General features: G+C 63.5%; 23 protein-coding genes. 6 read left to right on the top strand and 17 right to left on the bottom strand.

Features of this window, described 5'->3' with window-relative positions; translation table 11 throughout:
- Positions 1-6: 6 nt before the first annotated feature.
- The gene (locus tag NKI21_RS00825) at positions 7-735 is read right to left on the bottom strand and encodes a class I SAM-dependent methyltransferase (RefSeq protein WP_352439699.1); all 729 of its coding nucleotides are present in this window, start codon (positions 733-735) and stop codon (positions 7-9) included.
- Entirely contained in the window at positions 732-2,738 is a 2,007-nt protein-coding gene (locus tag NKI21_RS00820; protein ID WP_352439698.1) for a long-chain fatty acid--CoA ligase, read from the bottom strand. The genes NKI21_RS00825 and NKI21_RS00820 overlap by 4 nt, the downstream gene beginning before the upstream one ends.
- Before the next feature lie 454 nt (positions 2,739-3,192).
- Between NKI21_RS00820 and NKI21_RS00815 the strand changes: the two genes are divergently transcribed.
- From NKI21_RS00815 to NKI21_RS00795, 5 genes are all read left to right on the top strand, one after another.
- Positions 3,193-4,785, top strand: coding sequence for an ABC transporter substrate-binding protein (locus NKI21_RS00815; protein WP_023811486.1), 1,593 nt, complete (start codon positions 3,193-3,195; stop codon positions 4,783-4,785).
- A gap of 50 nt (positions 4,786-4,835) precedes the next feature.
- Positions 4,836-5,843, top strand: coding sequence for an ABC transporter permease subunit (locus NKI21_RS00810; RefSeq protein ID WP_023811485.1), 1,008 nt, complete (start codon positions 4,836-4,838; stop codon positions 5,841-5,843).
- Positions 5,844-5,913: 70 nt separating this feature from the next.
- Positions 5,914-6,768, top strand: a complete 855-nt coding sequence (locus NKI21_RS00805) for an ABC transporter permease subunit (RefSeq protein ID WP_224618710.1) — start codon at positions 5,914-5,916, stop codon at positions 6,766-6,768.
- Positions 6,769-6,770: 2 nt separating this feature from the next.
- The gene (locus NKI21_RS00800) at positions 6,771-7,625 is read left to right on the top strand and encodes an ABC transporter ATP-binding protein (RefSeq protein ID WP_023811484.1); all 855 of its coding nucleotides are present in this window, start codon (positions 6,771-6,773) and stop codon (positions 7,623-7,625) included.
- Entirely contained in the window at positions 7,625-8,455 is an 831-nt protein-coding gene (locus NKI21_RS00795; RefSeq protein WP_023811483.1) for a dipeptide ABC transporter ATP-binding protein, read from the top strand. The genes NKI21_RS00800 and NKI21_RS00795 overlap by 1 nt, the downstream gene beginning before the upstream one ends.
- 33 nt (positions 8,456-8,488) lie before the next feature.
- Here the strand turns inward: NKI21_RS00795 and NKI21_RS00790 are convergent, their stop codons facing one another.
- From NKI21_RS00790 to NKI21_RS00775, 4 genes are all read right to left on the bottom strand, one after another.
- Complete coding sequence (locus tag NKI21_RS00790) at positions 8,489-9,763, bottom strand: cysteine desulfurase-like protein (protein WP_352864155.1); 1,275 nt, start codon at positions 9,761-9,763, stop codon at positions 8,489-8,491.
- Between the two features lie 49 nt (positions 9,764-9,812).
- On the bottom strand, positions 9,813-10,487 hold the full coding sequence (locus tag NKI21_RS00785; protein ID WP_013527987.1) for an amino acid ABC transporter permease: 675 nt from the start codon (positions 10,485-10,487) through the stop codon (positions 9,813-9,815).
- A 154-nt stretch (positions 10,488-10,641) separates the two neighbouring features.
- On the bottom strand, positions 10,642-11,439 hold the full coding sequence (locus NKI21_RS00780) for an ABC transporter substrate-binding protein (protein WP_128309303.1): 798 nt from the start codon (positions 11,437-11,439) through the stop codon (positions 10,642-10,644).
- A 78-nt stretch (positions 11,440-11,517) separates the two neighbouring features.
- Positions 11,518-11,835 (bottom strand): hypothetical protein, encoded by a 318-nt coding sequence (locus NKI21_RS00775; protein WP_352864150.1) that lies wholly within the window; start codon positions 11,833-11,835, stop codon positions 11,518-11,520.
- A 113-nt stretch (positions 11,836-11,948) separates the two neighbouring features.
- Here NKI21_RS00775 and NKI21_RS00770 point away from each other — a divergent pair, with 113 nt between their 5' ends.
- A complete protein-coding gene (locus NKI21_RS00770) occupies positions 11,949-13,040 on the top strand; it encodes an LLM class flavin-dependent oxidoreductase (RefSeq protein ID WP_023811479.1) in 1,092 nt (363 codons plus the stop codon).
- Positions 13,041-13,322: 282 nt separating this feature from the next.
- Here the strand turns inward: NKI21_RS00770 and NKI21_RS00765 are convergent, their stop codons facing one another.
- From NKI21_RS00765 to NKI21_RS00715, 11 genes are all read right to left on the bottom strand, one after another.
- Positions 13,323-13,718 (bottom strand): RidA family protein, encoded by a 396-nt coding sequence (locus tag NKI21_RS00765; protein ID WP_127381544.1) that lies wholly within the window; start codon positions 13,716-13,718, stop codon positions 13,323-13,325.
- Positions 13,719-13,780: 62 nt separating this feature from the next.
- Positions 13,781-14,929, bottom strand: coding sequence for an acyl-CoA dehydrogenase family protein (locus tag NKI21_RS00760; RefSeq protein WP_352864145.1), 1,149 nt, complete (start codon positions 14,927-14,929; stop codon positions 13,781-13,783).
- A 210-nt stretch (positions 14,930-15,139) separates the two neighbouring features.
- Positions 15,140-15,952, bottom strand: coding sequence for an enoyl-CoA hydratase family protein (locus NKI21_RS00755; protein WP_352864142.1), 813 nt, complete (start codon positions 15,950-15,952; stop codon positions 15,140-15,142).
- A complete protein-coding gene (locus NKI21_RS00750; protein ID WP_023811475.1) occupies positions 15,949-16,419 on the bottom strand; it encodes a MarR family winged helix-turn-helix transcriptional regulator in 471 nt (156 codons plus the stop codon). Before NKI21_RS00750 ends, NKI21_RS00755 begins: the two co-directional genes overlap by 4 nt.
- On the bottom strand, positions 16,413-17,186 hold the full coding sequence (locus NKI21_RS00745; RefSeq protein WP_352864139.1) for an SDR family NAD(P)-dependent oxidoreductase: 774 nt from the start codon (positions 17,184-17,186) through the stop codon (positions 16,413-16,415). The genes NKI21_RS00750 and NKI21_RS00745 overlap by 7 nt, the downstream gene beginning before the upstream one ends.
- Positions 17,183-19,477 carry a bifunctional salicylyl-CoA 5-hydroxylase/oxidoreductase gene (locus NKI21_RS00740; RefSeq protein ID WP_352864136.1) on the bottom strand — a complete coding sequence of 765 codons (2,295 nt, stop codon included), beginning with the start codon at positions 19,475-19,477 and terminating at the stop codon, positions 17,183-17,185. The genes NKI21_RS00745 and NKI21_RS00740 overlap by 4 nt, the downstream gene beginning before the upstream one ends.
- A 140-nt stretch (positions 19,478-19,617) precedes the next feature.
- Positions 19,618-20,217 carry a VOC family protein gene (locus NKI21_RS00735; RefSeq protein WP_352864133.1) on the bottom strand — a complete coding sequence of 200 codons (600 nt, stop codon included), beginning with the start codon at positions 20,215-20,217 and terminating at the stop codon, positions 19,618-19,620.
- Positions 20,218-20,295: 78 nt separating this feature from the next.
- Entirely contained in the window at positions 20,296-21,132 is an 837-nt protein-coding gene (locus NKI21_RS00730; RefSeq protein WP_352631105.1) for an ATP-binding cassette domain-containing protein, read from the bottom strand.
- Positions 21,125-22,003, bottom strand: a complete 879-nt coding sequence (locus tag NKI21_RS00725) for an ABC transporter ATP-binding protein (RefSeq protein ID WP_352631107.1) — start codon at positions 22,001-22,003, stop codon at positions 21,125-21,127. Before NKI21_RS00725 ends, NKI21_RS00730 begins: the two co-directional genes overlap by 8 nt.
- The gene (locus NKI21_RS00720) at positions 22,000-22,848 is read right to left on the bottom strand and encodes an ABC transporter permease (protein WP_352631109.1); all 849 of its coding nucleotides are present in this window, start codon (positions 22,846-22,848) and stop codon (positions 22,000-22,002) included. Before NKI21_RS00720 ends, NKI21_RS00725 begins: the two co-directional genes overlap by 4 nt.
- Entirely contained in the window at positions 22,841-23,848 is a 1,008-nt protein-coding gene (locus NKI21_RS00715; RefSeq protein WP_352631111.1) for an ABC transporter permease, read from the bottom strand. The genes NKI21_RS00720 and NKI21_RS00715 overlap by 8 nt, the downstream gene beginning before the upstream one ends.
- Positions 23,849-23,904 lie beyond the last annotated feature (56 nt).

Below are 23,904 nucleotides of genomic sequence, written 5' to 3'. Positions count from 1 at the left end.
GCCTCGTCAGCCTTCGAAGCGAAAGACGCCGCTTGGCTGCAGCGCGCTGTCTTTCGCCTGGCCGAAATCCGGCACCTTATGTTCGGCGAGCAGGCGCAGCCGTGATCGTGGCAGATAGGCGCGGTTAGGATCGCCGACCAGGACCTCGATGCCGGCATTCAGGCAGCGTTCGAAAAAAGGCATGACGCGGTCGGCGACGCCTTGGCTGTAGAAGACATCGCCTGCAAGCACGAGGTCGACGGCCGGCGGCGGACCCCTGGTGATGTCGTCTCCGATCACGGTGATGGCGACACCGTTGGCCGCCGCGTTTAGAGCGAGCGCGGCAACGCCGTTGCGGTCGATCTCTGCGGCGATGACTTCGCGTGCCCCAGCCTTGGCGGCGGCAATGCCGACAAGACCCGAACCGGCGCCGAGGTCGAGCACGCGGCGGCCGGCTACCGTTTGCGGATGATCCAGTATGTGGCGCGCAATCACCGCGCCGCCGGCCCACACATAAGCCCAGTAAGGCGGCTGCGGCTCGGGTCCATCGTTGTCCGCCTCGATCGTGTCGTCATCGTCGCCAGCGCTTTGGTGCGGATCTATGAGCCGTCTCAGGCCACTGGCCGGATGCGGTGTATAAAGCTGGATCTCAGGCACCGACGGCACCGGGGCGAGGCGCATGTTCGTTCTGATGAATTCTGCCGGGTCAGGACGGCAAGGTGCATTTACGGCATCCGCGCCGCCGGCTGCAATCATTCGCGCAGTGCTCGCCGCAGGATCTTGCCGACCGGCGTCTTCGGCAACTCGGTCCTGAATTCTATGTATTTGGGCCGCTTGTAGCCGGTCAGGTTCTCGCGGCAGAAGGCGGTGAGCGTCTCCGCGGTCAGCGCCGGATCCTTCTTGACCACGAACAGTTTCGGCACCTCGCCCGAATGCTCGTCCGGCACGCCGACCGCCGCCACTTCGAGCACGCCCGGATGCATCGCCACGACTTCCTCGAGCTCGTTCGGATAGACATTGAAGCCCGAAACCAGGATCATGTCCTTCTTGCGGTCGACGATCTTGGTGTAGCCGCGCTCGTCCATGAAGCCCATGTCGCCGGATTTGAAGTAGCCATCCTTGGTCATCACCTTGGCGGTCTCATCGGGCCGGTTCCAGTAGCCCGCCATCACTTGCGGTCCTCGGATGCAGACCTCGCCGACCTCGCCGAGCGGCAAATTGTTGCCGTCGTCGTCGCGGATGGCGATCTCGGTCGAGGGCAGCGGCAAGCCGATGGTGCCGGTGAAGTCGCCGGCGGTGAACTTGTTGGCGGTGGCCACCGGCGAGGTTTCCGAGAGGCCGTAGCCTTCGGTGACCGAACAACCGGTCAGCGTCTTCCAGCGTTCGGCGACGCCCTTCTGCACCGCCATGCCGCCGCCCAGCGTCAGCACCAGCGGCTTGAAGTCGAGCTTGCGGAAATCCTCATTGTTGAGCAGCGCGTTGAAAAGCGTGTTGAGGCCGGGAAAGATGTGCACCGGATATTTCTGCAATTCCTTGACGAAGCCGGGAATGTCGCGCGGGTTGGGAATGAGCACATTGCGGGCGCCTTGCTGCATGCCCATCAGCGCGTTCACGGTCAGCGCGAAAATATGATAGAGCGGCAGCGCGCAGATGAAGTTGGGGTGCGCCGGTTTCGGCTTGATCGTGTAGGCATCCTCCATCCACTGCGCGTTCTGCGCAACGTTGGCGAGCACGTTTCTGTGCAGCAGTGTGGCGCCCTTCGACACGCCCGTGGTGCCGCCCGTATATTGCAGGAAGGCGACATCGTCGGCTTCCACCTTGGCCGGCTTGAAGCCCATGCCGGCGCCGGCCTTCATGGCGGCATTGAACTTGACATGGCCGGGCAAGGACCATGCCGGCACCATCTTCTTCACGCGGCGCACGACGAAATTGACGATCGTGCCCTTCAGGCCGCCAAGCATGTCGCCCATCGCGGCGACCACCACATGCTTGACCGTGGTCCTGGCGATCACCGCCTGCAAGGTGTTGGCGAAGTTCTCCAGGATGACGATGGCTTGCGCACCGGAATCCTTCAACTGGTGTTCGAGCTCGCGCGGCGTGTAGAGCGGATTGATGTTCACCACCACATAACCCGCTCGCAAGATCGCCATCATCGCCACCGGATATTGCAGCACGTTCGGCATCATCAGCGCGACGCGCGCGCCTTTCCGCAGGCCTTTCGATTGCAGGTAGGCGCCGAAGGCCGCCGACAGCCGCTCGACATCGGTGTAGCTGATGGACTTGTCCATGCAGGTGAAGGCCGGCTGCGCGGAAAACTGCTTGCAGGCGGCGACGAGGAAATCGCCGATCGAGCTGTAGGGCAGGGCGCCGATCTCGGCCTGCACGTTTTTCGGATAGCTCTTGAGCCACGGCTTTTCCGGCAAGCCGGCGGCCAGCGCCGTCAGCGTTTTCGGCAATCGGTTGGCGGTGGCGTCGGCCGGCCTTGCCGCCGGTGGGGTCTTCATCGCCGCGGCGGCTTTCGATGCCGGCCTGGCAGCGGGCTTTGCCGCCCCCGCTTTATTTCCCGACGCCGTCTTTCCGGCCGCAGCCTTGGCCGGGGCTTTCACCACTGGCCTTGTGCTTGCCCTTACGGGCGCCGCGGCCGCCTTCGGCGTGGCGGCTTTGGAAACGGGTGCTTTCGGCTTGGCAGTACCGGCTGCTTTCGACGGCGCCTTGGCTCCCGCTTTCACCGGCGCCGTCGTCCTTGATGCTTTTGCCAACCGTTCCTCCCTGGACAAGTCTTGTTCATCCGCGCCGCGCTCGCCCCTGAATTGACAAGGACGCCCTCCGCTGCGGCCGCTACACCCTATGTATTGCCTCCGTTGGTGACCGTGCAAGTCTTGCCCTTGCGGCAACATGGCGAAAGATTTGCCGTCGAAAGTCTTTGCCGCCGCCAGCGCTCCCAGGCGGTGTCCTGGCGTATCCCTCGGCCGCTCGGAAGCGCCGGGAACATTTATATCGTCAGCTTGGCGATCAATAAAAAAATTCGGTTGTTAATAATCTCGTGAATGGAAAAAACTGCTAATTTTTTCTGCAATTTGGCAAAATAGCGGATTTTTTTCCTGCTTCCCGCGGGGTAAGCAAACGGGGTGTTCCAAAGCCGGAAAAACGGTGCTTATATGCGCGCTTCGCGAGCCTGATAGAGGGGCTTGGAAGAACATCAGGGAGTGCTCAATGAATAAGAAGCTGACTTTTGCAGCCGCGTTGCTGGCTGCAAGCGTCCTGAGCGGCATGGCCAATGCGAAAACTCTGGTCTACTGCGCGGAAGCTTCGCCGGAAGGTTTCGATCCGGCGCCGTATACCGCAGGCCAGACGTTCGACGCGTCATCGCGCACCGTCTTCAACCGCCTTGTCGAATTCGATCACGGCAAGACGACGACCTCGCCGGGCCTGGCCGAGAGCTGGACGATCTCCGACGATGGCAAGGAATATGTCTTCAAGCTGCGCAAGGGCGTCAAGTTCGCCGCAACCGACTATTTCACCCCGACGCGCGACTTCAACGCCGACGACGTGGTGTTCTCGTTCGAACGCCAGGTCGACAAGAACGGCCCCTGGTTCCAGTACATTCCGGGCATTGCCTACCAGTATTACAATGACCAGTTCGGCGACAACATTACCAAGGTCGAGAAGGTCGATGACCTGACGGTGAAGTTCACCCTCAAGGAGCCGGCGATCACCTTCATTCCGACGCTGGGCATGGATTTCGCCTCGGTCGTCTCCAAGGAATATGCCGACAAGCTGCAGGCCGACAAGACGCCTGAGCTGTTCAACCAGAAGCCGATCGGCACCGGCCCGTTCATCTTCGTCGACTATCAGACCGACGCCGCCATCCGCTACAAGGCCAACCCGGACTATTGGGGCGGCAAGCAGAAGATCGACGATCTGGTCTTCGCCATCACCACCGATCCGGCGGTGCGCGCGCAGAAGCTCAAGGCCGGCGAATGCAACATCATGTCGTACCCGGCACCGGCCGACATCGCCGGCCTGCAGGCCGATGCGAACCTGAAGGTCGAGGAGCAGGAAGGCCTCAATGTCGGCGCGCTGATGTACAACACCCAGCAGAAGCCGTTCGACGACGTGCGCGTTCGCAAGGCGCTCAACATGGCCATCAACAAGAAGGCCATCATCGATGCCGTCTTCCAGGGCGCCGGCCAGGTGGCGATCAATCCGATCCCGCCGACCATGTGGTCCTACAACAAGGAAGTGAAGGACGATCCTTACGATCCGGATGCAGCCAAGAAGCTGCTTGAAGAAGCCGGCGTCAAGGACCTCAAGATGAACGTCTGGGCCATGCCGGTGTCGCGCCCCTACATGCCGAATGCGCGTCGCACCGCCGAGCTGATCCAGGCGGACTTCGCCAAGGTCGGCGTCACCGTCGAGATCGTCAGCTACGATTGGGGTGAATACCTTAAGCGCGCTTCCGCGGTCGATCACGACGGCGCCGTCATCGTCGGCTGGACCGGCGACAATGGCGATCCGGACAACTTCCTCGGCGTGCTCCTGAGCTGCGCTTCCGTCGGTTCGAACAACCGCGCGGAATGGTGCAACAAGGACTTCGATGCGCTCATCAACAAGGCTAAGACCGTTTCGGACCAGGCCGAGCGCACCAAGCTCTATGAACAGGCACAGGTCATCTTCAAGGAACAGGCACCCTGGGCGACGCTCGCTCACTCCAAGGTGTTCATGCCGATGCAGAAGACCGTCACCGGCTTTGCGATGGATCCGCTCGGTATCCACCGCTTCGACGGCGTCGATATCGCCGAATAAGGTTGCGAAACGGGGGCGCCACCATGTGGTGACGCCCCCACTCGCCCGCCATGCTGCGTTATATCCTCGGCAAGCTCGCCCTCATCATCCCGACCTTCATCGGGATAACCATCCTCGCCTTTGGCTTCGTGCGCATCCTGCCCGGTGATCCGGTGCTGGTGCTTGCGGGCGAACGCGGCCTGTCGCCCGAACGCCACACGGCGCTGATGCACCAGTTCGGTTTCGATCTGCCGATTTGGCAACAATACCTGACCTATCTGACGAATGTCCTGAGCGGCGATTTCGGCACCTCGTTTTCAACCAAGACGCCGGTGCTCAAGGATTTCCTGGTGCGCTTCCCGGCAACGGTCGAACTCGCCATCTTCGCCATGATCTTTGCCGTTGTCCTGGGTGTCGCCGCCGGCATCTTCGCCGCCATCCGCCGCGGCTCCTGGTTCGATCAGCTGACGATGGGCACGGCGCTGGCGGGCTATTCCATGCCGATCTTCTGGTGGGGCCTGCTGCTGATCATCGTCTTCTCCGGCACGCTGCACTGGACGCCGGTTTCCGGCCGCATCGACCTTCTCTATTTCTTCAAGCCGGTGACCGGCTTCATGACCATCGATTCGCTGATCTCGGGGCAGAAGGGCGCATTCCGCTCGGCGCTGTCGCACCTGATCTTGCCGACCATCGTGCTCGGCACTATCCCGCTCGCAGTCATCGCCAGGCAGACACGCTCGGCGATGCTCGAAGTGCTGGGTGAGGACTATGTCCGCACCGCGCGCGCCAAGGGCCTGGCGCCGCGCCGCGTCATCGGCCTGCATGCCTTCCGCAACGCGCTGATCCCGGTCGTCACCACCATCGGTCTGCAGGTCGGCACGCTTTTGACCGGCGCCATCCTGACCGAGAGCATCTTCTCCTGGCCCGGCATCGGCAAATGGATGATCGACGCCATCTCCAAGCGCGACTATTTCACCGTGCAGGGCGGCTTGCTTTTGATCGCGCTGATCGTCATGTCGGTCAACCTCATCGTCGACGTGCTCTACGCCGTCATCAACCCACGCATCCGGGCCAACTGACATGAGCAATGAAGGCCCAGCCACCATCGAAGCCGCGACCGTCGTCAAGCCGCAGGATGCCAGGCTGCAGATGTTCGGCGAGTTCTGGCACTACTTCTCCGTCAACAAGGGCGCGGTGATCGGGCTCTTCGTCTTTGCGCTGCTGATCCTGATCGCCATCTTCGCGCCGCTGCTGGCGCCGCATTCGCCGGACGATCAGTTCCGCGACTTCTTCCTGACGCCGCCGGCCTGGCAGGAGGGCGGCAACGCGCAGTTCCTGCTCGGCACCGACGCTGTCGGCCGCGATATGCTGTCGCGCCTGATCTACGGCTCGCGGTTCTCGCTCGCCATCGGCTTCGTCGTCGTCACGTCAGCGCTGATTTCAGGCGTCATTCTCGGCCTACTCGCCGGCTACTGCCGCGGCTGGGTCGACACGCTGATCATGCGCATCATGGACATCATCCTGGCCTTCCCGTCGCTGCTATTGGCCCTGGTGCTGGTCGCGGTGCTTGGCCCCGGCCTCGTCAACGCCATGATCGCCATCGCCTTCGTGCTGCAGCCGCATTTCGCCCGGCTCACCCGCGCCGCCGTGATGGCCGAGAAGACCCGCGAATATGTCGTCTCCGCCAAGGTCGCCGGCGCCAGTCATCTCAGGCTGATGCTGGTCACCATCCTGCCCAACTGCATCGCGCCGTTGATCGTGCAGGCGACGCTGTCCTTCTCCAACGCCATCCTCGAGGCGGCGGCCCTTGGCTTCCTCGGCATGGGCGCGCAGCCGCCGACGCCGGAGTGGGGCACCATGCTGGCCGAGGCGCGCGAGTTCATCCTGCGTGCCTGGTGGGTGGTTACTTTCCCGGGTCTCGCCATCCTGATCACCGTCTTCGCCATCAACCTGATCGGCGACGGCCTGCGCGACGCGCTCGACCCCAAGCTGAAGAGGTCGTGAGCATGCCTCTGCTCGAGATCAAGAACCTCACCGTTTCCTTCGACACCGCGGCCGGACCGTTCATGGCCGTGCAAGGCATCGACCTCTCGATCGAGCCGCGCGAAGTGCTGGCGATCGTCGGCGAGTCCGGTTCCGGCAAGTCTGTGGCGATGCTCGCGGTAATGGGCCTGTTGCCCAACACCGCAACCGTCAAGGCAGACCGCATGGCCTTCGACGGCGTCGATCTCCTGAAGCTCAGCCCGTCCGAACGCCGCAAGATCGTCGGCAAGGACATCTCGATGATCTTCCAGGAGCCGATCGCCAGCCTCAATCCGTGCTTCACCGTCGGCTTCCAGATCGAGGAGGTGCTGCGCTTCCATATGGGTATGGATCGCGCTCAGCGGCGCGCGCGGGCCATCGAGTTGATGAAGCTGGTCGGCATCGCCGATCCGGAAGAACGGCTTAGCTCGTTTCCGCACCAGATGTCGGGCGGCCAATGCCAGCGCGTCATGATCGCCATCGCCATCGCCTGCAATCCGAAGCTGCTGATCGCCGACGAGCCGACGACGGCGCTCGACGTCACCATCCAGAAGCAGATCCTCGATCTGCTGGTTTCGCTGCAGGCCAAATACGGTATGGGCCTGATCATGATCACCCACAATATGGGCGTGGTGGCCGAGACCGCCGACCGTGTCATCGTCCAGTACAAGGGCCGCAAGATGGAAGAGGCCGACGTGCTGTCGCTGTTTGAATCGCCGAAGAGCAATTACACGCGGGCGCTTTTGTCGGCGCTGCCGGAGAACGCCGTCGGCGACCGGCTGCCTACCGTTTCCGACATGATGTTCGAGCCGGCGCCTTCGGCAGTTGGAGCCGCCTGATGAGCACCACGGTCCTCGAAGGCAAGAACATCGTCCGCGACTACCATATCGGTGGTGGCCTGTTCACCGGGCCGCGCACAGTGCACGCGGTCAAGGGCGTCTCGTTCAAGGTCGACAAGGGCAAGACGCTGGCCATCGTCGGCGAAAGCGGCTGCGGCAAGTCCACGCTCGCCCGCATCATCACGCTGATCGATCCGGCGACGTCAGGCGACCTGTTCATCGACGGCAACAAGGTCGACATCGCCAAGGGCGGATTGACCAAAGAGATGCGCCGCAAGGTGCAGATCGTCTTCCAGAACCCCTATGGATCGCTCAATCCGCGCCAGAAGATCGGCGACGTGCTGGGCGAGCCCCTGCTGATCAACACCGACAAGCCGGCGGCCGAGCGGCGCGACCTGGCGATGAAGATGCTGAAGAAGGTCGGCCTCGGTCACGAGCACTACAACCGCTACCCGCACATGTTCTCGGGCGGCCAGCGCCAGCGCATTGCCATTGCCCGTGCGCTGATGCTCAACCCAAGCCTGCTGGTGCTGGACGAGCCGGTCTCGGCGCTCGATCTTTCCGTGCAGGCACAGGTGCTCAACCTGCTCGCCGACCTGCAGGACGAGTTCCAGCTGACCTATGTCTTCATCAGCCACGATCTGTCCGTGGTGCGCTACATCGCCGACGATGTGATGGTGATGTATTTCGGCGAAGCGGTCGAATACGGCTCGCGCGACGAGGTCTTCGCCGACCCCAAGCACAGCTACACCAGGACGCTGTTCGCGGCGACCCCGCGCGCCGACGTCGCCTCGATCAAGGCGAGGCTAGCGAAGAAGAAAGCCGCCTGACGCCGCGGCGTCAGGCCGTAGCATTCAGCTCGCTCAGGACAGCTTGGCGATGATGCTGCGTAGCGCTTCGCCGAAGCGCCGGACTTCCTCGACTGTGTTGTAGTGGACCAGTGAGGCGCGGATGGCGCCGCTGTCCATCGATAGGTTGAGGCGCTTCATCAGCCGCGGCGCATACATGTGGCCGTCGCGGATGCCGATCTGCATCTCGGCCATCTCTTCGACGATCCGCTGCGGCGACAGTGTGCCGATGTTGAAGCAGAACGTCGGCACGCGTTCGGTGATGCGGGCCTCGTCTGCGACGCCATAGATGGTCGCGCCGCAACCTTTCAGCACCGCAAGCATCTCGCGCGCCAGCACCAATTCGTAGTCGCGGATGGCGCCCATGCCGGCAACGATGTTGTCGCGCCGCGAGCGGTTGTTGGAGGGTGCGAGATTGCGGCCGATCAGTTCCAGGTACTGCACGGCGGCATCCATGCCGGAGACGTTCTCGTAGATGAACGTGCCTGCCTCGACCTTGTAGGGCGGCTCGTTGGGGATGAAATCCTCGCGGAAGGTCGGCAGCCGTTTCAGCGTTTCGAAACGACCCCAGAGGAAGCCCATATGCGGCGAGAAATTCTTGTAGCCGGAGCAGACGAGATAGTCGCAGTCCCAGGCCTGCACGTCGATCAGCCCGTGCGGTCCGTAATGCACGCAGTCGAGGAACACTTCGGCGCCGGCCGCGTGCGCGATCTTGGCCACCGCGGCGACATCGACGATCGAGCCGATCGAGTGCGCGGTGACCGTGCAGGCGACGAGACGGGTGCGGTCGGAAACCAGCGGACGCAGATCGTCGACATGCAGATTGCCGTCCTCGCGCATCCGCCACCATTTGTATTTCGCACCGGCCGATTCCAGCGCCAGCCAGGTCGCGATGTTGGCGTCGTGGTCCATGTCGGTGACGACGATCTCGTCGCGCTCTTGCAGCATCTGGCCGATGCCGAGGCTGACCAGGCGGATGAACGAGGTGGCGTTCATGCCGAAGCAGATTTCCGCCGGGCTATAGGCGTTGATGAGCAGCGCTACGCTTGTCCGAGCATCGGCGACCGACTGGTCGACGGTGACGCTGCGGCCATAGCGGCCGCCGCGCTGCACATTGTGCGAAACCAGATGGTTGGTCACCGCGTCGAGCACGCTCTGCGGGATCTGCGCGCCGGCGGCATTGTCCAAAAAGATGAAGTCGCCAGCCCGCTGCAAGGCTGGAAACATGGCGCGGATGGTGTCGACGGGGAATGCGGTGGCGTTCGCATTGTCGGTCTGGTGCTTGTTCACGGGGTAGGCTCCTGCGGAGGACTTGGCGGGGTGGGATCGGTTGACGAGGTCAGCGCTTCTTTTCGGTCTTGAAGCGCTCCTCAAGCAGGCTGACGAGGCGGACCATCGGCCAGAGAAAGATGAGATAGACAAGGGCTGCGCCGATCAGCGGCGAGGGGTTGGCGTAAAGCGACTGCGCGTTGGTTGCTTCCTTCAAGAGTTCCGGCAGCGCCACCGTAGAGGCGAGCGAGGTGTCCTTGAACATCGAGACGCAGTTGCTGGTCATCGGCGGAATGACGACGCGGATCGCCTGCGGCAGCACCACCTTGCGCAAGGTCAGGAGGAACGGCAGGCCAAGCGCCTGCGACGCCTCGAACTGGCCGCGCGGAATGCTCTCGATGCCGGAACGGAACACCTCGGCCGAGTAGGCCGACATGATGAAGGCGAAGGCAGTCACCGCCGAGGCCCAGGACGACAAACGGATGCCGAGGAACGGCAGCGCGTAGTAGATCAGGATCAGCACGACCAGCACCGGCAGGGCGCGGAAGATGTCGGTGTAGCCGACCGCGAGCCACCGCAGCGGCTTCGGCGCATAGAGCCGCACCAGGCTGATCCCGAGCCCGATGGGGATGCCGATGCCGATGCTCAGGATGCCAAGCAGCAGCGTGTTCAGAAAGCCGCGCAACAGCGCCGGCAGGCTGGACATGATGACATCGGGGTTGAAGAAGGTGTCGATCAGCGACATCGGAGCGTTCCCGAACCCCAGAGCAAAGAGTGCTCACGTTAAAATCAATCGGCCTCGTCGACGGCGAGGTGATCTGCGGCAGAAGCCGGCGCCAAAGCGTGAAAAGAATCGTGCCGGCCTGGAAAGCCGGCACGATGTCAGCGCAGCTTTCAGCTCAGGCCTTCGGCAGCGGCATTTCCTTCATGGTCGAAGAGTCGGCGGGCGCGTCGCTGCCGAACCACTTCTTGTGGATCGCGGCCAGCGTGCCGTCCTTCTTCATCGCGCTCAGCGCATCGTTCAGCTTGCCGAGCAGCGGGTGGTCCTTGGTCATCATCAGGCCGTATTGCTCACCGGTCTTGATGCGCTCCTTGACGACCAGGTCCTTCATCTTGGTGAAGGAATACTCCATGCCCGGAATGTCGCTGACGGCCGCATCGACGCGACCGGCGCTGAGGTCGAGGAGCAGGTTCTGCTGCGTGTCGTAACCCTTCACGTCGCTGAAGCCGCCGGCTTCCTGATGTGCCTTGACCCAGGTTTCGCCGGTCGAGCCGGACAGCACGCCGACGATCTTGCCCTTGAGGTCGGCCTCGGCCTTGATCGGGCTGTCGGCCTTGGTGGCGATGCCCATGTCGGAATCGTAATAGGGCTGCGTGAACGACTGTGACTTCAGCCGCTCGGCCGTGATGGTGATCGACGAGATGGCGACATCGATGCGCTTCGAGGTGGTGGCGGCAAACAGCGCCTGGAAGCCGAGGTCGGCGATGTCGGTGGTCATGCCGATGCGCTTGGCGGCTTCGTTGACGATGTCGACCTCAAAGCCTTCGAAGGTGCCGCTCTCGTTCTTGTATTCGAAGGGCGGGTTGGTCGGGTAGGCGCCGACATTTAGCACGTCCGCGGCATAAGCGGTGGCAGGGCCGGCGGCGATGCCGATGGCGGCGGCGAGAAGAAGCAATTTGCGACGCGTGAAGCTCATTTGTGTTCCCTCTGTTGTTGATCGGGCGGGTTGCTCCCGCACGGTTTTTTGCCGCCCCGCTTCACGCAGGGCGTCAATTCATGGCAGCGACCATGCGGTCATGGTTAGCGACGTTTTGTGTTGCAGATCGCGGATCTGCGCGCGCACTTCATCGAAGGCATGGCGCGTGTTGGATGATGACTGGGGCAGTATGAACGACAAGAACTGAGACTCCCACCCGGAGCACCCAAGATGGACTGGCCGGCACGATGGACTGGTCTGCACGATGTACTGGCCGGCAAGCCCGTCCGGCACGGCAATCGCCATCGACTCTGGAATGCTTATCCAAAGTGCGGCGCTTTTCAAGGCGAAAGTTTTAAGCTTAAAAAGCTGCGGTGTCCGTTGCGTGGCGGACACGGTGCGGCCCGCTGGAACCCGATACCCGCGAGCGATGGCGACGCGAAGCTATTTCAGGCTTGAAATATCTCCGCGCGGGCCTAGCGTGTGCTCTCTCGCCGGGAGGTCGCGACATGAACAAACCACACCCCTTGCACGGCCCGAACAGATTGAAGCTGGGGGTCTTTTCGACCAATGCCGATGGCGGGCTGGCCATAACCGATGTGCCTGAACGCTGGACGGCAAGCTGGCAGGACAATCTGACCGCAGCCCAGATCGCCGACCGTGCCGGGCTGGAGTTCATGCTGCCGATCGCCCGCTGGCGCGGTTTTGGCGGCCGCAACAAGGTGCGGGAATGGTCGTTCGAGACCTTCACCTGGGCGGCGGCCCTTGCCATGGCCACCGAGCAGATCGGCCTGTTCATGACCGTGCATGTGCCGCTGGTGCATCCGCTCTATGCCGCCAAGGCGCTGGCGACGGTCGACCACATCAGCCAGGGTCGCGCCGGCCTGAATATCGTCTGCGGCTGGAATCCGAAGGAATTCGGCATGTTCGGCACGCCTCTGGTCGAGAAGGGCTACGACCAGGCAGCGGAATGGATCGAAATCCTCGAAAAGCTTTATGCCTCGCCCGACCCGCTCGACTATGAGGGCACCTACTACCGCCTCAAGGAAGCCGTCAGCCGTCCGGCCAGTCTGCAGGTGCCGCGCCCGGTGACCATGAACGCCGCTTTCGGCGGGCCCGGCCGCGATTTCGCCGCCGCGAGATGCGACTATCTGTTCACGACCTTTTCCGAAATGGGCGATGCCGGCAAACATGTCGCCGACATCAGCGAGCGGGCAGACAAGGTGGGCCGTGATGTCGGCGTCTACACCGTGGCGCATGTCGTCTGCCGCCCGACGATGGAAGAGGCGCGGGCATATTACACGCGCTATGCGGTCCATATGGCCGACCACGACGCCGTCGATGCCCACATGGCCGGCAAGAAGGAATTCTCGCAGTCGCACGACCCGCACGCCTATGACCGCTACCGGCAGCGTTTCGCCGGCGGCGCCGGCACCTACCCGCTGATCGGAACGCCGGAAACGATCGCCGCCGACATGGTCGCCATTGCCGGGCATGGCTACCAGGGCATCGCGCTGTCCTTCGTCAATTACACCAGGGAGTTGCCCTATTTCTGCGATCACGTGCTGCCGATTTTGCGGAAGGCGGGGCTTCGCGCATAGTAGTGGTGATCAGTTGCGGTGGATCATCGCGGATATTCGGAATTAGCCGAAGCCCTCCCCAACGTCGTCATCCCTGGGCGAAGCAGGAGCGCAGCTCCGTCGCGGAGACCCTGGGATCCATGCCGCGACTTCGGCCGTGGAGTGCAGCGGTGCAGAATTCTGGACCGTGGTGACGCTTTGGAGTCCCGGCATGGATCCTCGGGTCTGCGCCGCGTCGCTTCGCTCCTTGCTTCGCCCGTGGATGACGAAGTAATGGGCGTTTACTCCGGACGAACGAATTCCCTATTCCGGGATGACCGCAGTCGCCTGAATCTCCACCTTGGCGCGGTCCTCGACCAGCGCCATCACCTGCATGGCGGCCATCGCCGGAAAGTGCCGGCCGATCACCTCGCGATAGGCCTCACCGATGCCCCTGAGATTGGCGAGGTATTCGGCCTTGTCGGTGAAATACCAGGTCATCGAGGTGATGTGCTGCGGCCCGGCACCGGCTTCCGCCAGCACCGCGACGATGTTCTGAAGCGTTTGCCGCACCTGGCCGACAAAATCGTCGGTCTCGAACTGGCATTGCCCGTTCCAGCCGACCTGTCCGCCGACGAAGACGAGCTGCCCGCGTGCCGCGACGCCATTGGCGTAGCCGACAGGTTTTGCCCAGCCTTCGGGCTGCAGAATCCTGTGCATTCAAAACCTCCCGGTATTCCAAAACCCAATTCAAAATCGAACACTCGTCAAAATCTCTGCCGTCAGGCCGCGCCCATCACTTGCCGTGCAATCACCACTTTCTGCACGTCGGAGGCACCTTCATAGATGCGCAGCGCGCGGATCTCGCGATACAGGCTTTCGACGATGTGGCCTTTGCGGACGCCGTCGCCGCCATGCAACTGCACGGCCCTGTCGATCACCTCTTGCGCCTTGTCGGTGGCAAACAGCTTGGCCATCGCCGCCTCGCGTGTGACCCGCGCGGCACCCATGTCCTTGGTCCACGCAGCGCGGTAGACCAGGAGCGCCGCCGCATCGACGTCGAGCGCCATATCGGCGATATGACCCTGCACCATCTGCAGTTCGGCCATTGGGGCGCCGAACAGTTTGCGTTCGGCTACCCGTTTGATGCTTTCGTCCAGTGCGCGGCGGGCAAAGCCAAGCGCCGCCGCGCCGACGGTCGAACGGAACACGTCGAGCACCGACATGGCGATGCGGAAGCCATCGCCCGGTTTGCCGATCAGTGCGGCGGCCGGCAGGCGGACCTGGTCGAAAGACAGCCGCGCCAGCGGATGCGGCGCGATTACTTCCAGCCGTTCGGCGATGCCAAGGCCCCTGGCGTCGCCAGGCACGAGGAAGGCGGAAAGCCCCTTGGCGCCCGGCGCCTCGCCGGTGCGGGCAAAGACGACATAGAGATCGGCGATGCCGCCATTGGAGATCCAGGTTTTTTCACCGGAAAGAACATAGCTGTCGCCGTCGCGGGTCGCCGTCATCTCCGTGTTGGCCACATCCGATCCCGAGCGCGGCTCCGACAGGGCGAAGGCTGATATCGCCTTGCCGGCGCGCGTCTTCGAAAGCCATTGCTGTTGTTCCGGCGTGCCGAACAGGCTGAGCGCGCCGGTGCCGAGCCCCTGCATGGCGAAGGCGAAATCGGCCAACCCGTCATGACGGGCGAGTGTCTCGCGCGTGATGCACAAAGTGCGGACGTCGAGGGGGCCAGGATTGTCCGTGTCGAGCGCCGTCGGCTTCAGCCAGCCGTCTCGCCCGAGCTTGCTGACCAGCTCGCGGCAGGCGGCGTCGACATCATGGTGATCGACTGGCAGGTTTTTAGCGCACCATGCCTCGAGGCGCTCGGCAAGCTGGCGGTGGTGGTCTTCGAAGAACGGCCAGGAGAGGAAGGAACGGTCAGGCATGGGCGCCTCCTTCCGCGCAGCGATCCTTCACACCCCCCTCTGCCCTGCCGGGCATCTCCCCCGCAAGGGGGGAGATCGGACGTTGTTTTGGCTTTCGCCAATCTCCAAAATTGCAGTATGGGCGCTGCCAACGAAACCGCTGATCTCCCCCCTTGCGGGGGAGATGCCCGGCAGGGCAGAGGGGGGTGCCTGGGCGCAAACCTGTCATCCTCAATCCCCCTCGAACACCGGCTTTTCTTTGGCCACGAACGCCTTGTAGGCGCGCTCGAAGTCGCGGGTCTGCATGCAGATCGCTTGCGCCTGCGCTTCCGCCTCGATCGCCTGGTCGAGACCCATCGACCATTCCTGGTTCAGCTGCGTCTTGGTGATGCCGTGCGCAAAGGTCGGGCCGGAGACGATGCGCGCCGCCATATCGAGCGCGTCGGCCTCCAGCGAGGCGGCATCGACCAGCCGGTTGTAGAAACCCCAGCGTTCGCCTTCCGCCGCCGTCATGGTACGGCCGGTGTAGAGCAGTTCGGCGGCGCGGCCCTGGCCGATGATGCGCGGCAGGATCGCGCAGGCGCCCATGTCGCAGCCGGCGAGGCCGACGCGGGTGAACAGGAATGCGGTCTTGGCTTCCGGCGTGGCGATGCGGATATCGGAGCTCATCGCAATGATGGCACCGGCGCCGACCGCGACGCCGTCGACCGCCGCAATGATCGGCTTGCCGCAATTCAGCATCGCCTTGACGAAATCGCCGGTCATGCGGGTGAAGGCGAGAAGCTGCTTCATGTCCATATTGACCAGCGGGCCGATGATGTCGTGGACATCGCCGCCGGAGCAGAAATTGCCGCCATTGGACAGGAACACCACGGCGTCGACGTCATCGGCATAGACGAGGTCGCGGAATGTGTCGCGGAGTTCCGCATAGCTGTCGAAGGTCAGCGGGTTCTTGCGCTCGGGCCGGTCGAGCCGGACCTTTGCGATCCTGCCCGCGACCTCCCAGAGGAAATGCTTCGGCTTGCGTCCGGCCATTGCGGTCATTCGCGTCCCTCCCAGTTGCTGCGGAACGAGGTCAGCATGCCGGTCAGCCGGCGCGCGTCGTCCTCGCTGACCTTGCCCAGCAATTCACCGATCCAGCCCTCATGCGCCGCGGCGATGGTGGCAAAGGCCTGCGTGCCTTCCTCGGTCAGCCGCACCATCGACGTGCGGCGGTCGCCATTGCGCCTAGCGCGGGCAACCAGCCCTTCCGAAACCAGCCGGTCGACGATGCCCGTGACATTGCCGTTGGAGACCAGCAGGAAGCGCGACAGGTCGCTCATCAGCATGCCTTCCGGCGCGCGGTAGAGCGCGGCCATCACGTCGAAGCGCGGCAGCGTCGTGTTGAACTCCTTCTTCAGGCGTTCGCGCAGTTCAGCCTCGATCGTGCGCGAGGCACGCAGCAGCCTGATCCACAGCCGCAAGCGGTCCTTGCCGGGTCCCGACGGCGCGGGCAGGGGGCCGGCTACCATGTTTCGCCTCCTGAGATGGAAATCGCCTGTCCCGTTATCGACTGGGCGGCGTCGCCGCAGAGCCACAGCACAGCCGCGGCGACCTCATCCGGCTGGATGAAGCGGCCTTGCGGGTTGGTCGAGGCGAGGCTTGACCGCGCTTGCTCGACCGAGCGGCCGGTCTTCTCGATGATGCGCTGGATGGACTCTTCCAGCATTTCGGTTTCCACAAAGCCTGGGCACACGGCGTTGACGGTGACGCCCGATTTCACTGTTTCGGCGGCAAGAGCCCGCATCAGGCCGATGACGCCATGCTTGGCGGCGACGTAAGACGCGACGTAGGCGTAGCCTTTCAGGCCGGCGGTCGAGGCGATGAAAACAATTCGTCCCGTTTTCCGCGCGGCCATGCCGGCCAGCGCCGGCTTCACGGTCAGGAAGGCGCCGGTCAGATTGACGTCGAGCGTCCGCTGCCAGTCGCTGAGCGCGGTTTTGTGCGCCGGGGCGCTGCCGGCCATGCCGGCATTGGCGACGACGATGTCGAAGGGGCCACGCGCGGCTTGCGCCCTCTCGTAGAGCGCCGCCATTGCCGCCTCGTCGGTGACATCGGCGACAATGCCGAAGATGCGGTCGTTCTCGCCGGCCACCTCAGTGAGCTCCGGTTCCCGGCGGCCGCAGATGGTCACGTCGATGCCGGCAGCAGCCAGCGCCAGCGCGATGGCCCGGCCGACGCCGGAGCCGCCGCCTGTGACCAGCGCATGCTTGCCCGCGATCGTCGAGACGGTACTCATACTTTCAGCCCCGCTGCCGCGTCGCGCTCGGCCAGCCGGTAGAGTTGATCGCGCCCAGGCAGATAGGGATCCGGCCATTTGACGCCACGGTCGCCGAGCGTGACGGCGGCATGCAGCGTCCAGTAGGGATCGGCGAGATGCGGCCGTGCCAGCGCCACCAGATCGGCGCGGCCGGCCATCAGGATCGAATTGACATGGTCCGGCTCGTAGATGTTGCCGACCGCCATCGTCGCCATGCCGACCTCGTTGCGGATGCGGTCGGAAAACGGCGTCTGGAACATGCGGCCATAGACCGGCTTGGCCAGCGCCGAGGTCTGGCCTGCCGAGACGTCGCAAATGTCGACGCCGGCCTCATGCAGCAGCCGTGCGATCTCGACCGCGTCGGCCGGTGTGACACCCTCGATGCCGACCCAGTCATTGGCCGAAATGCGCATCGAGATCGGCTTCTCCGCCGGCCAGGCGGCGCGCACCGCGCGGAAGATTTCGAGGGGATAGCGCATGCGGTTTTCCAGCGAACCGCCATATTCATCCGTGCGCCGGTTGGTGACCGGCGTGATGAAGGACGACAAGAGATAGCCATGCGCGGCGTGGATCTCTAGCATGTCGAAGCCGCAACGATCGGCCATCTCGGCAGAGGCCACGAATTCGTCGCGCACTTTGTCCATGTCGGCGCGATCCATCGCCTTCGGCACCTGGTTTTGCGGCGACCACGCAACGGCCGAGGCCGCCATCACAGGCCAGTTGCCTGAGACCAACGGCACGTCGGTGCCCTCCCAGCCGAGCCGGGTCGAGCCCTTGGCGCCGGAATGGCCGATCTGGGCGCAGATCTTCGTTTCGGTCTCGGTATGGACAAAATCGACCAGCCGCTTCCACGCCACCTCATGCTCGGGCGCATAGAAGCCCGGACAACCGGGCGTGATCCGCCCTTCCGGGCTGACGCAGGTCATCTCGATATAGAGGAGGCCGGCGCCGCCCTTGGCCCGCTCGGCATAATGGGTGAAATGCCAGTCGGTCGGGCAACCGTCGACCGCCTTGTATTGCGCCATCGGCGAGACGACGACGCGGTTCTGCAGCCTCATGTCGCGCAGCTTGAACGGGGCGAACATCGGCGCGCGGCGCAGGCTGTTGCCGCCGGCGCCTGCCTGGCGCTGGAACCATTCCTCCGCGCTTTCAAGCCATTCGGCATCGCGCAGCCGCAAATTCTCATGGCTGATGCGCTGCGAGCGGGTCAAGAGCGAATAGTTGAACTGCACCGGATCGAGGCCGAGATAGCGCTCGACCTCCTCGAACCATTCCAGCGAATTGCGCGCCGCCGATTGCAGCTTCAGCACCTCGGTGCGGCGGGCATCCTCATATCTGCGGAACGCGGCCTCAAGGTTCGGCTCGGTTTCGACATATTCGGCCAGCGCCACAGCACTTTCCAGCGCCAGCTTGGTGCCGGAGCCGATCGAGAAATGCGCCGATGCCGCCGCATCGCCCATCAGTGCCAGATTCTTGTAGGACCAGCGCTCGCACAGCACGCGCGGAAAATTGATCCAGGCGGAACCACGGATGTGGTTGGCGTTGGTCATCAGCGCGTGGCCGCCGAGATGTTTTTCGAAGATCCGCTCACAAACGGCAATCGATTCCTGCTGCGACATCGCGCCGAAGCCGAAAGCAGTCCAGGTCTGTTCGCTGCACTCGACGATGAAGGTCGCGGTGTCGCTGTCGAACTGGTAGGCGTGCGCCCACACCCAGCCATGCTCGGTCTTCTCGAAGATAAAGGTGAAGGCGTCGTCGAATTTCTGTTGGGTGCCGAGCCAGACGAACTTGCATTTGCGGGTGTCGATGTCGGGCTTGAAGATGTCGACGAAACTGTTGCGCGCCCTGGAGTTCAGGCCGTCGGCCGCGACGACCAGATCATGCGTCTCCATGTAGGGCTTGGGATCTGCAATGTCGGTCTCGAACATCAGCTTGACGCCGAGTTCGCGCGCCCGGCGCTGCAGCAGGACCAGCAGCCGCTTGCGGCCGATGCCGCAGAAACCGTGCCCTGATGAGACCGTGCGCACGCCGTTATGGATGACGGCGATGTCGTCCCAATACGCAAAGTGCTTCTTGATCCAGACGGCACTGACCGGATCGTTTTTCGACAGATTGTCGAGCGTCTCGGCCGACAGCACGACACCCCAGCCGAACGTGTCGTCGGCGCGGTTGCGCTCGAACACCGTCACATCGTGCGCGGCGTCCCTGAGCTTCATAGAAATGGCAAAGTAGAGGCCGGCTGGTCCACCGCCGAGAACCGCAACCTTCATGTCTGCGATCTCCTCTTCGCTTGCTGGTTTCGAGTATCGCGCCGAAGGTAAATTATTTCAAGCTTAAAGTTTCATATCGAAATGATTCAACGTCGCATTTGTGTGGCGTGCTTGCAGAGCATCCGCAAGCACGCGTTCCATCATTTTCCCGGGTTCTTCGGGCTCCACAAAACGGTCTCGGCGCCCTTCTCGTAGGCCATACCCGACGGATAGCTGATCGCCTCCAGTTGCAGACCCCACGGCGCCTGGAAGTAGAGGATGGTCTGGCCGGCGGCGGGTCCTTCGTTGACCGGCAATGGTCCCATCCTTGTCTTGACGCCCTTGGCTTCGAGATAGGCCTTCGCGGCTGCGACATCGTCGACATAGAAGGCGATATGGAAGCCGCCAATGTCGCTGTTCTTCGGCGTCAGGGCCTTCTGGTCCGGTGCTGTGTATTTGAACAGCTCGATGTTCGAGCCATAACCGCAGCGGACCATGGTGACCTCTTCGATCACCGCCTTCGGGTCGACGCCCAGGAGATCCTGCATGAAGGTGCCCTTGTCGTCGGCGAACGGACCGAACGACATCGCCTTCTTGCAGCCGACCACTTCGGTGAAGAAGTCGACCGCTTGCTTCATGTCGGGAACGGTGATGCCGGTGTGGTCGTGGCCGCGCATGCCTGGGATCGAATCCGCCGAGGCCATGCCGGCGCTGCCGAGCATCGCGGCGGCCACCGTTGCAATTGCGATTGTGGTCTTCATGTCAGTCCTCTCCATTTGGCGGGACTTGGGTCTTTGTGGTCGCACGTCCGAGGCCCGCTCTTCGGCGTGCGTATGCATTCATGTCGGCGCCTTGGCGGCGGCGGGGATGTCCAGCCAGCCAGCATCGATCTCGGGCAGCGGAATGGCCGCGATGAGATCGCGCGTGTAGGCCTGCTGCGGCTTGTCGAACAAGGCGTCGGTGGCGCTCGCTTCGACGATCATGCCTTCGCGCATGACAATCACTTGCCGGCACAGCCGCCGAATAACAGACAGATCGTGGCTGATGAAAGCGACGGTCAGCCCCATCTCCGCCGCCAGCTTTTCCAGCAGGGTCAGGATCTGCGCTTGCGTCGATACGTCGAGGCCGGAGACGATCTCGTCGGCCAGCACGAATTTCGGCGACAGCGCCAGAGCGCGCGCAATGCCGACGCGCTGGCGCTGGCCGCCCGACAGTTCGTGGCGGTAGCGGCTGGCAAAACTCTGCGGCAGGCCGACACGCTGCAGCGCCTCGGCGACGCGTGCCTTCAGATTGTCGCCAAGGCCGTTCTGTTTCAGCGGCGCGGCGATGATGCTGGCAATGGTGCGGCGCGGGTTGAGCGACGACATCGGATCCTGGAAGATCATCTGCAGATTGCGGCGCAGCGGCCGCAGTTCGGCTTCCGGCAGATGGGTGATGTCGCGGCCGTCGAAAGTGATGCTGCCTGCGCTGGGTTGCAGCAGGCGTACCAAAGCGCGGCCGAGCGTTGATTTTCCCGATCCGGATTCGCCGACGATGCCGGTCACCGAGCCCTTGGGCAGGTCGAAGTCCAGGCCCTTCAGGATTTCGACCAATGGCGCGCGGCCGATCAGTGGCTTGCGCGTCATGTCGGGCAGCGCGACCTTCAGCCCGCGCACGGAGAACAGTGGCTCAGCCATGCGGCCGCCTCCAGGCTTGGTCGGCGGCAGCGATCTCCGAAGCAAGCCCGGCCAGAACCGCCTCGTCCACCGGCTTCAGCGAGGCGAAAGGATCGGTGTAGCGTGGCGTCGCCGCCATCAGCGCTCGTGTATAGGGGTGCTGCGGCGCGGCGAAGAGCGCTGCGGTCTCGGCCTCCTCCACCACCTTGCCGGCATAGAGCACCGATACCTTCTGGCTGATCTTGGCGACGACGCCGAGGTCATGGGTGACGAACAGGATCGCCGTGCCGTGCTCGCGCTGCAACTGCACGATCAGCCGCAGGATCTGTTTTTGTACGGTCACATCGAGAGCCGTGGTCGGCTCGTCGGCGACGATCAGCCTTGGCTCCGCGGCGAAGGCGGCGGCGATCAGCACGCGCTGGCGCATGCCGCCTGACAGTTCGTGCGGATAGCTTTTCAGCACACGGTCGGGATCGCGGATTTGCACCTCGTCCAGCAATTGCCGAATGCGGGTATCGGCCCTCTCGCCACTCCAGCCGAGGATGCGCACCAGCCGGTCAGTCATCTGCGAGCCGACGCGGCGCGACGGGTTAAGCGCTGTCAGCGGGTCCTGCGGGATCAGCGCCGTGCGTGCCCCGATCAGCGTGCGCCGTGCCTTGGGCGGAAGCTTGCCGAGGTCTTCGCCTTCAAGCCGCATGTCGCCTTCGACAATGCGCACACTCGAAGGCAGGACGCCGAGCACCGCCTTGCCGATCATCGTCTTGCCGGCGCCGCTTTCGCCGACCAGCGCGCGGACTTCACCGGGCTGGACCGCAAGCGACACCGATCGCAGCACGCGCTGGCCGTTGGGCAGCACCGCGCTCAGATCCCTGATGTCGAGACAGGCGCTCATCGCAGCACCGGATCGAAACGCGTCTTCAGCGCCTCGCCGAACTGGCTGAACGACAGCACGGTCAGGATCATCGTGATCAGCGGGAACACCAGCACCCACCAGGCCTGATGGATCGACAGCCGGCCCTCGGCGATGATGCCTCCCCAGGTCGGATCGTCGGTCGAGATCGACAGATTGACGAAGGACAGGATCGCCTCGACGATGACGGCGATGCCCATTTCTAGCGACAGCAATGCGACGATCGACGGCACCACATTGGGCAGCACTTCGCGCAGCATGATGCCGATGCGGCCGTAGCCGGCGATGCGGGCATTCTCGACATAGTCCATGCGCGACTGACCCATCGTCTCGGCACGGATCACCCGGCAAAAGCGCGTCCAGTCGATGATGGCGATGGCAAGGATGACGGAACTCAAGCCCGTGCCGAGCACCGCCACCAGCAATATGGCGAACAGCACCGGCGGAAACGCCATCCAAACATCGACGACGCGCGAGATGATGCGGTCGGCCCAACCGCCGAAATAGCCTGCGATCAGGCCCAGCGTCGAGCCGACCAGGCACGCAGCGATGGCTGCGGACAAGGCGACGATGAAGGCGATGCGGCCGCCGAAGATCAGCCTCGACAACAGATCGCGGCCGAGGCTGTCGGTGCCCAGCCAATAGCCGGGCTCAGCACCGCTCACCCAGAACGGTGGCAGTCGTTCCAGCATCAAATCCTGCGCCAGCGGATCCTGCGGCGCGACAAGCGGCGCGAAGATCGCGGCCAACAGCGCCAGCAGCAGCCAGCCGCCGGCCAGCCACAGGCGTGGCGACACACCTCGCCTTCGTGCGCGGCCCTCATCCATGGCGCAGCCTCGGATTGAGCAGCGCGTACATCATGTCGACGCTGAGGTTGATCAGCACGAACAGCAGCGCGAAGACCAGCACGATGCCCTGGATCAGCGGCAGGTCGCGGTTGATGACGGCGTCGATCGCCATATTGCCGAGGCCTTCATAGGAAAACAGCCGCTCGACGATGACGGTGCCGCCGATGAGGAAGGTGAACTGCACGCCGACCAGTGTCAGCGTCGGCAAAGCGGCATTCTTCAAGGCCTCGCGCAGGATGACCTGCGTTTCCGAGAACCCCTTCACCCGCGCCAGCACGACATAGTCGAGATCGAGCACTTCCTTCAGGGACTGTTTCAAGAGCTGCGAGATGATTGCCGCCAGCGGCAGCGCAAGCGCCACGGCCGGCATCAGCATGTGCTTCAGGAGATCCCAGGTGAGGTCGAGGCGCAGGCGCAACAGGCTCTCGAACAGATAGAATTGGGTGACGAAGGGCAAGTCGAGCTGCGGCGACACCCGGCCGGAAATGTCGAAGATCGGCACCAGCACGCCGAACAGCAGGATCAGCACCAGGCCCCACAGGAAATCGGGTATCGAGAGCGCGGCACCACTGGCGATGTCGATGCCGGCCTCGACCGCCGTGCCGCGCTCGCGTGCGCCGATGATCGCCGTGGTGCCGCCGAGCGTCACCGCCATCACAAGCGCGACGATGGCGAGTTCCAGCGTCGCCGGTAGCCGGTTGAAGACGAGGCCGAGCACATCTTGGCTGAGCGAGATCGAGGTGCCGAAATCGCCCCTGGCGACGCCCGAGAGCCAGATGAAGAATTGCTGGACGATGGTCTTGTCGAGCCCATAGAGCGCGCGCAGCCGGGCGATGTCGGCATCCGTCGCGCCCGGTGGCAGCATCATGGCGATCGGATCGCCGGGCGCGACGCGGATCACGACAAAGACGACGACGGCCACGCCGAACAGCGTGATCAGCATCGTCAGCAGACGGATCAGGAATCTTTGCAGGAGCATTCTGGCGTAGGCCTAATGCGTTTCAGTGACAGGTGGAACGAACAGCCCCCTCATCC

Source organism: Mesorhizobium sp. M0715, assembly GCF_040320355.1.
GTDB lineage: Bacteria > Pseudomonadota > Alphaproteobacteria > Rhizobiales > Rhizobiaceae > Mesorhizobium.
This window is presented reverse-complemented; position numbering and strand designations above follow the sequence as displayed.

Excerpts from the sequence above, each read along its gene's own strand:
- NKI21_RS00780 (WP_128309303.1), bottom strand. The coding sequence starts at position 11,439 with ATGAGCTTCACGCGTCGCAAATTGCTTCTTCTCGCCGCCGCCATCGGC.
- NKI21_RS00770 (WP_023811479.1), top strand. The coding sequence starts at position 11,949 with ATGAACAAACCACACCCCTTGCACGGCCCGAACAGATTGAAGCTGGGG.
- NKI21_RS00810 (WP_023811485.1), top strand. The coding sequence starts at position 4,836 with ATGCTGCGTTATATCCTCGGCAAGCTCGCCCTCATCATCCCGACCTTC.
- NKI21_RS00715 (WP_352631111.1), bottom strand. The coding sequence starts at position 23,848 with ATGCTCCTGCAAAGATTCCTGATCCGTCTGCTGACGATGCTGATCACG.
- NKI21_RS00800 (WP_023811484.1), top strand. The coding sequence starts at position 6,771 with ATGCCTCTGCTCGAGATCAAGAACCTCACCGTTTCCTTCGACACCGCG.
- NKI21_RS00740 (WP_352864136.1), bottom strand. The coding sequence starts at position 19,477 with ATGAAGGTTGCGGTTCTCGGCGGTGGACCAGCCGGCCTCTACTTTGCC.
- NKI21_RS00825 (WP_352439699.1), bottom strand. The coding sequence starts at position 735 with ATGATTGCAGCCGGCGGCGCGGATGCCGTAAATGCACCTTGCCGTCCT.
- NKI21_RS00730 (WP_352631105.1), bottom strand. The coding sequence starts at position 21,132 with ATGGCTGAGCCACTGTTCTCCGTGCGCGGGCTGAAGGTCGCGCTGCCC.
- NKI21_RS00745 (WP_352864139.1), bottom strand. The coding sequence starts at position 17,186 with ATGAGTACCGTCTCGACGATCGCGGGCAAGCATGCGCTGGTCACAGGC.
- NKI21_RS00765 (WP_127381544.1), bottom strand. The coding sequence starts at position 13,718 with ATGCACAGGATTCTGCAGCCCGAAGGCTGGGCAAAACCTGTCGGCTAC.
- NKI21_RS00805 (WP_224618710.1), top strand. The coding sequence starts at position 5,914 with ATGTTCGGCGAGTTCTGGCACTACTTCTCCGTCAACAAGGGCGCGGTG.
- NKI21_RS00735 (WP_352864133.1), bottom strand. The coding sequence starts at position 20,217 with ATGAAGACCACAATCGCAATTGCAACGGTGGCCGCCGCGATGCTCGGC.
- NKI21_RS00760 (WP_352864145.1), bottom strand. The coding sequence starts at position 14,929 with ATGCCTGACCGTTCCTTCCTCTCCTGGCCGTTCTTCGAAGACCACCAC.
- NKI21_RS00720 (WP_352631109.1), bottom strand. The coding sequence starts at position 22,848 with ATGGATGAGGGCCGCGCACGAAGGCGAGGTGTGTCGCCACGCCTGTGG.
- NKI21_RS00725 (WP_352631107.1), bottom strand. The coding sequence starts at position 22,003 with ATGAGCGCCTGTCTCGACATCAGGGATCTGAGCGCGGTGCTGCCCAAC.
- NKI21_RS00785 (WP_013527987.1), bottom strand. The coding sequence starts at position 10,487 with ATGTCGCTGATCGACACCTTCTTCAACCCCGATGTCATCATGTCCAGC.
- NKI21_RS00795 (WP_023811483.1), top strand. The coding sequence starts at position 7,625 with ATGAGCACCACGGTCCTCGAAGGCAAGAACATCGTCCGCGACTACCAT.
- NKI21_RS00750 (WP_023811475.1), bottom strand. The coding sequence starts at position 16,419 with ATGGTAGCCGGCCCCCTGCCCGCGCCGTCGGGACCCGGCAAGGACCGC.
- NKI21_RS00755 (WP_352864142.1), bottom strand. The coding sequence starts at position 15,952 with ATGACCGCAATGGCCGGACGCAAGCCGAAGCATTTCCTCTGGGAGGTC.
- NKI21_RS00815 (WP_023811486.1), top strand. The coding sequence starts at position 3,193 with ATGAATAAGAAGCTGACTTTTGCAGCCGCGTTGCTGGCTGCAAGCGTC.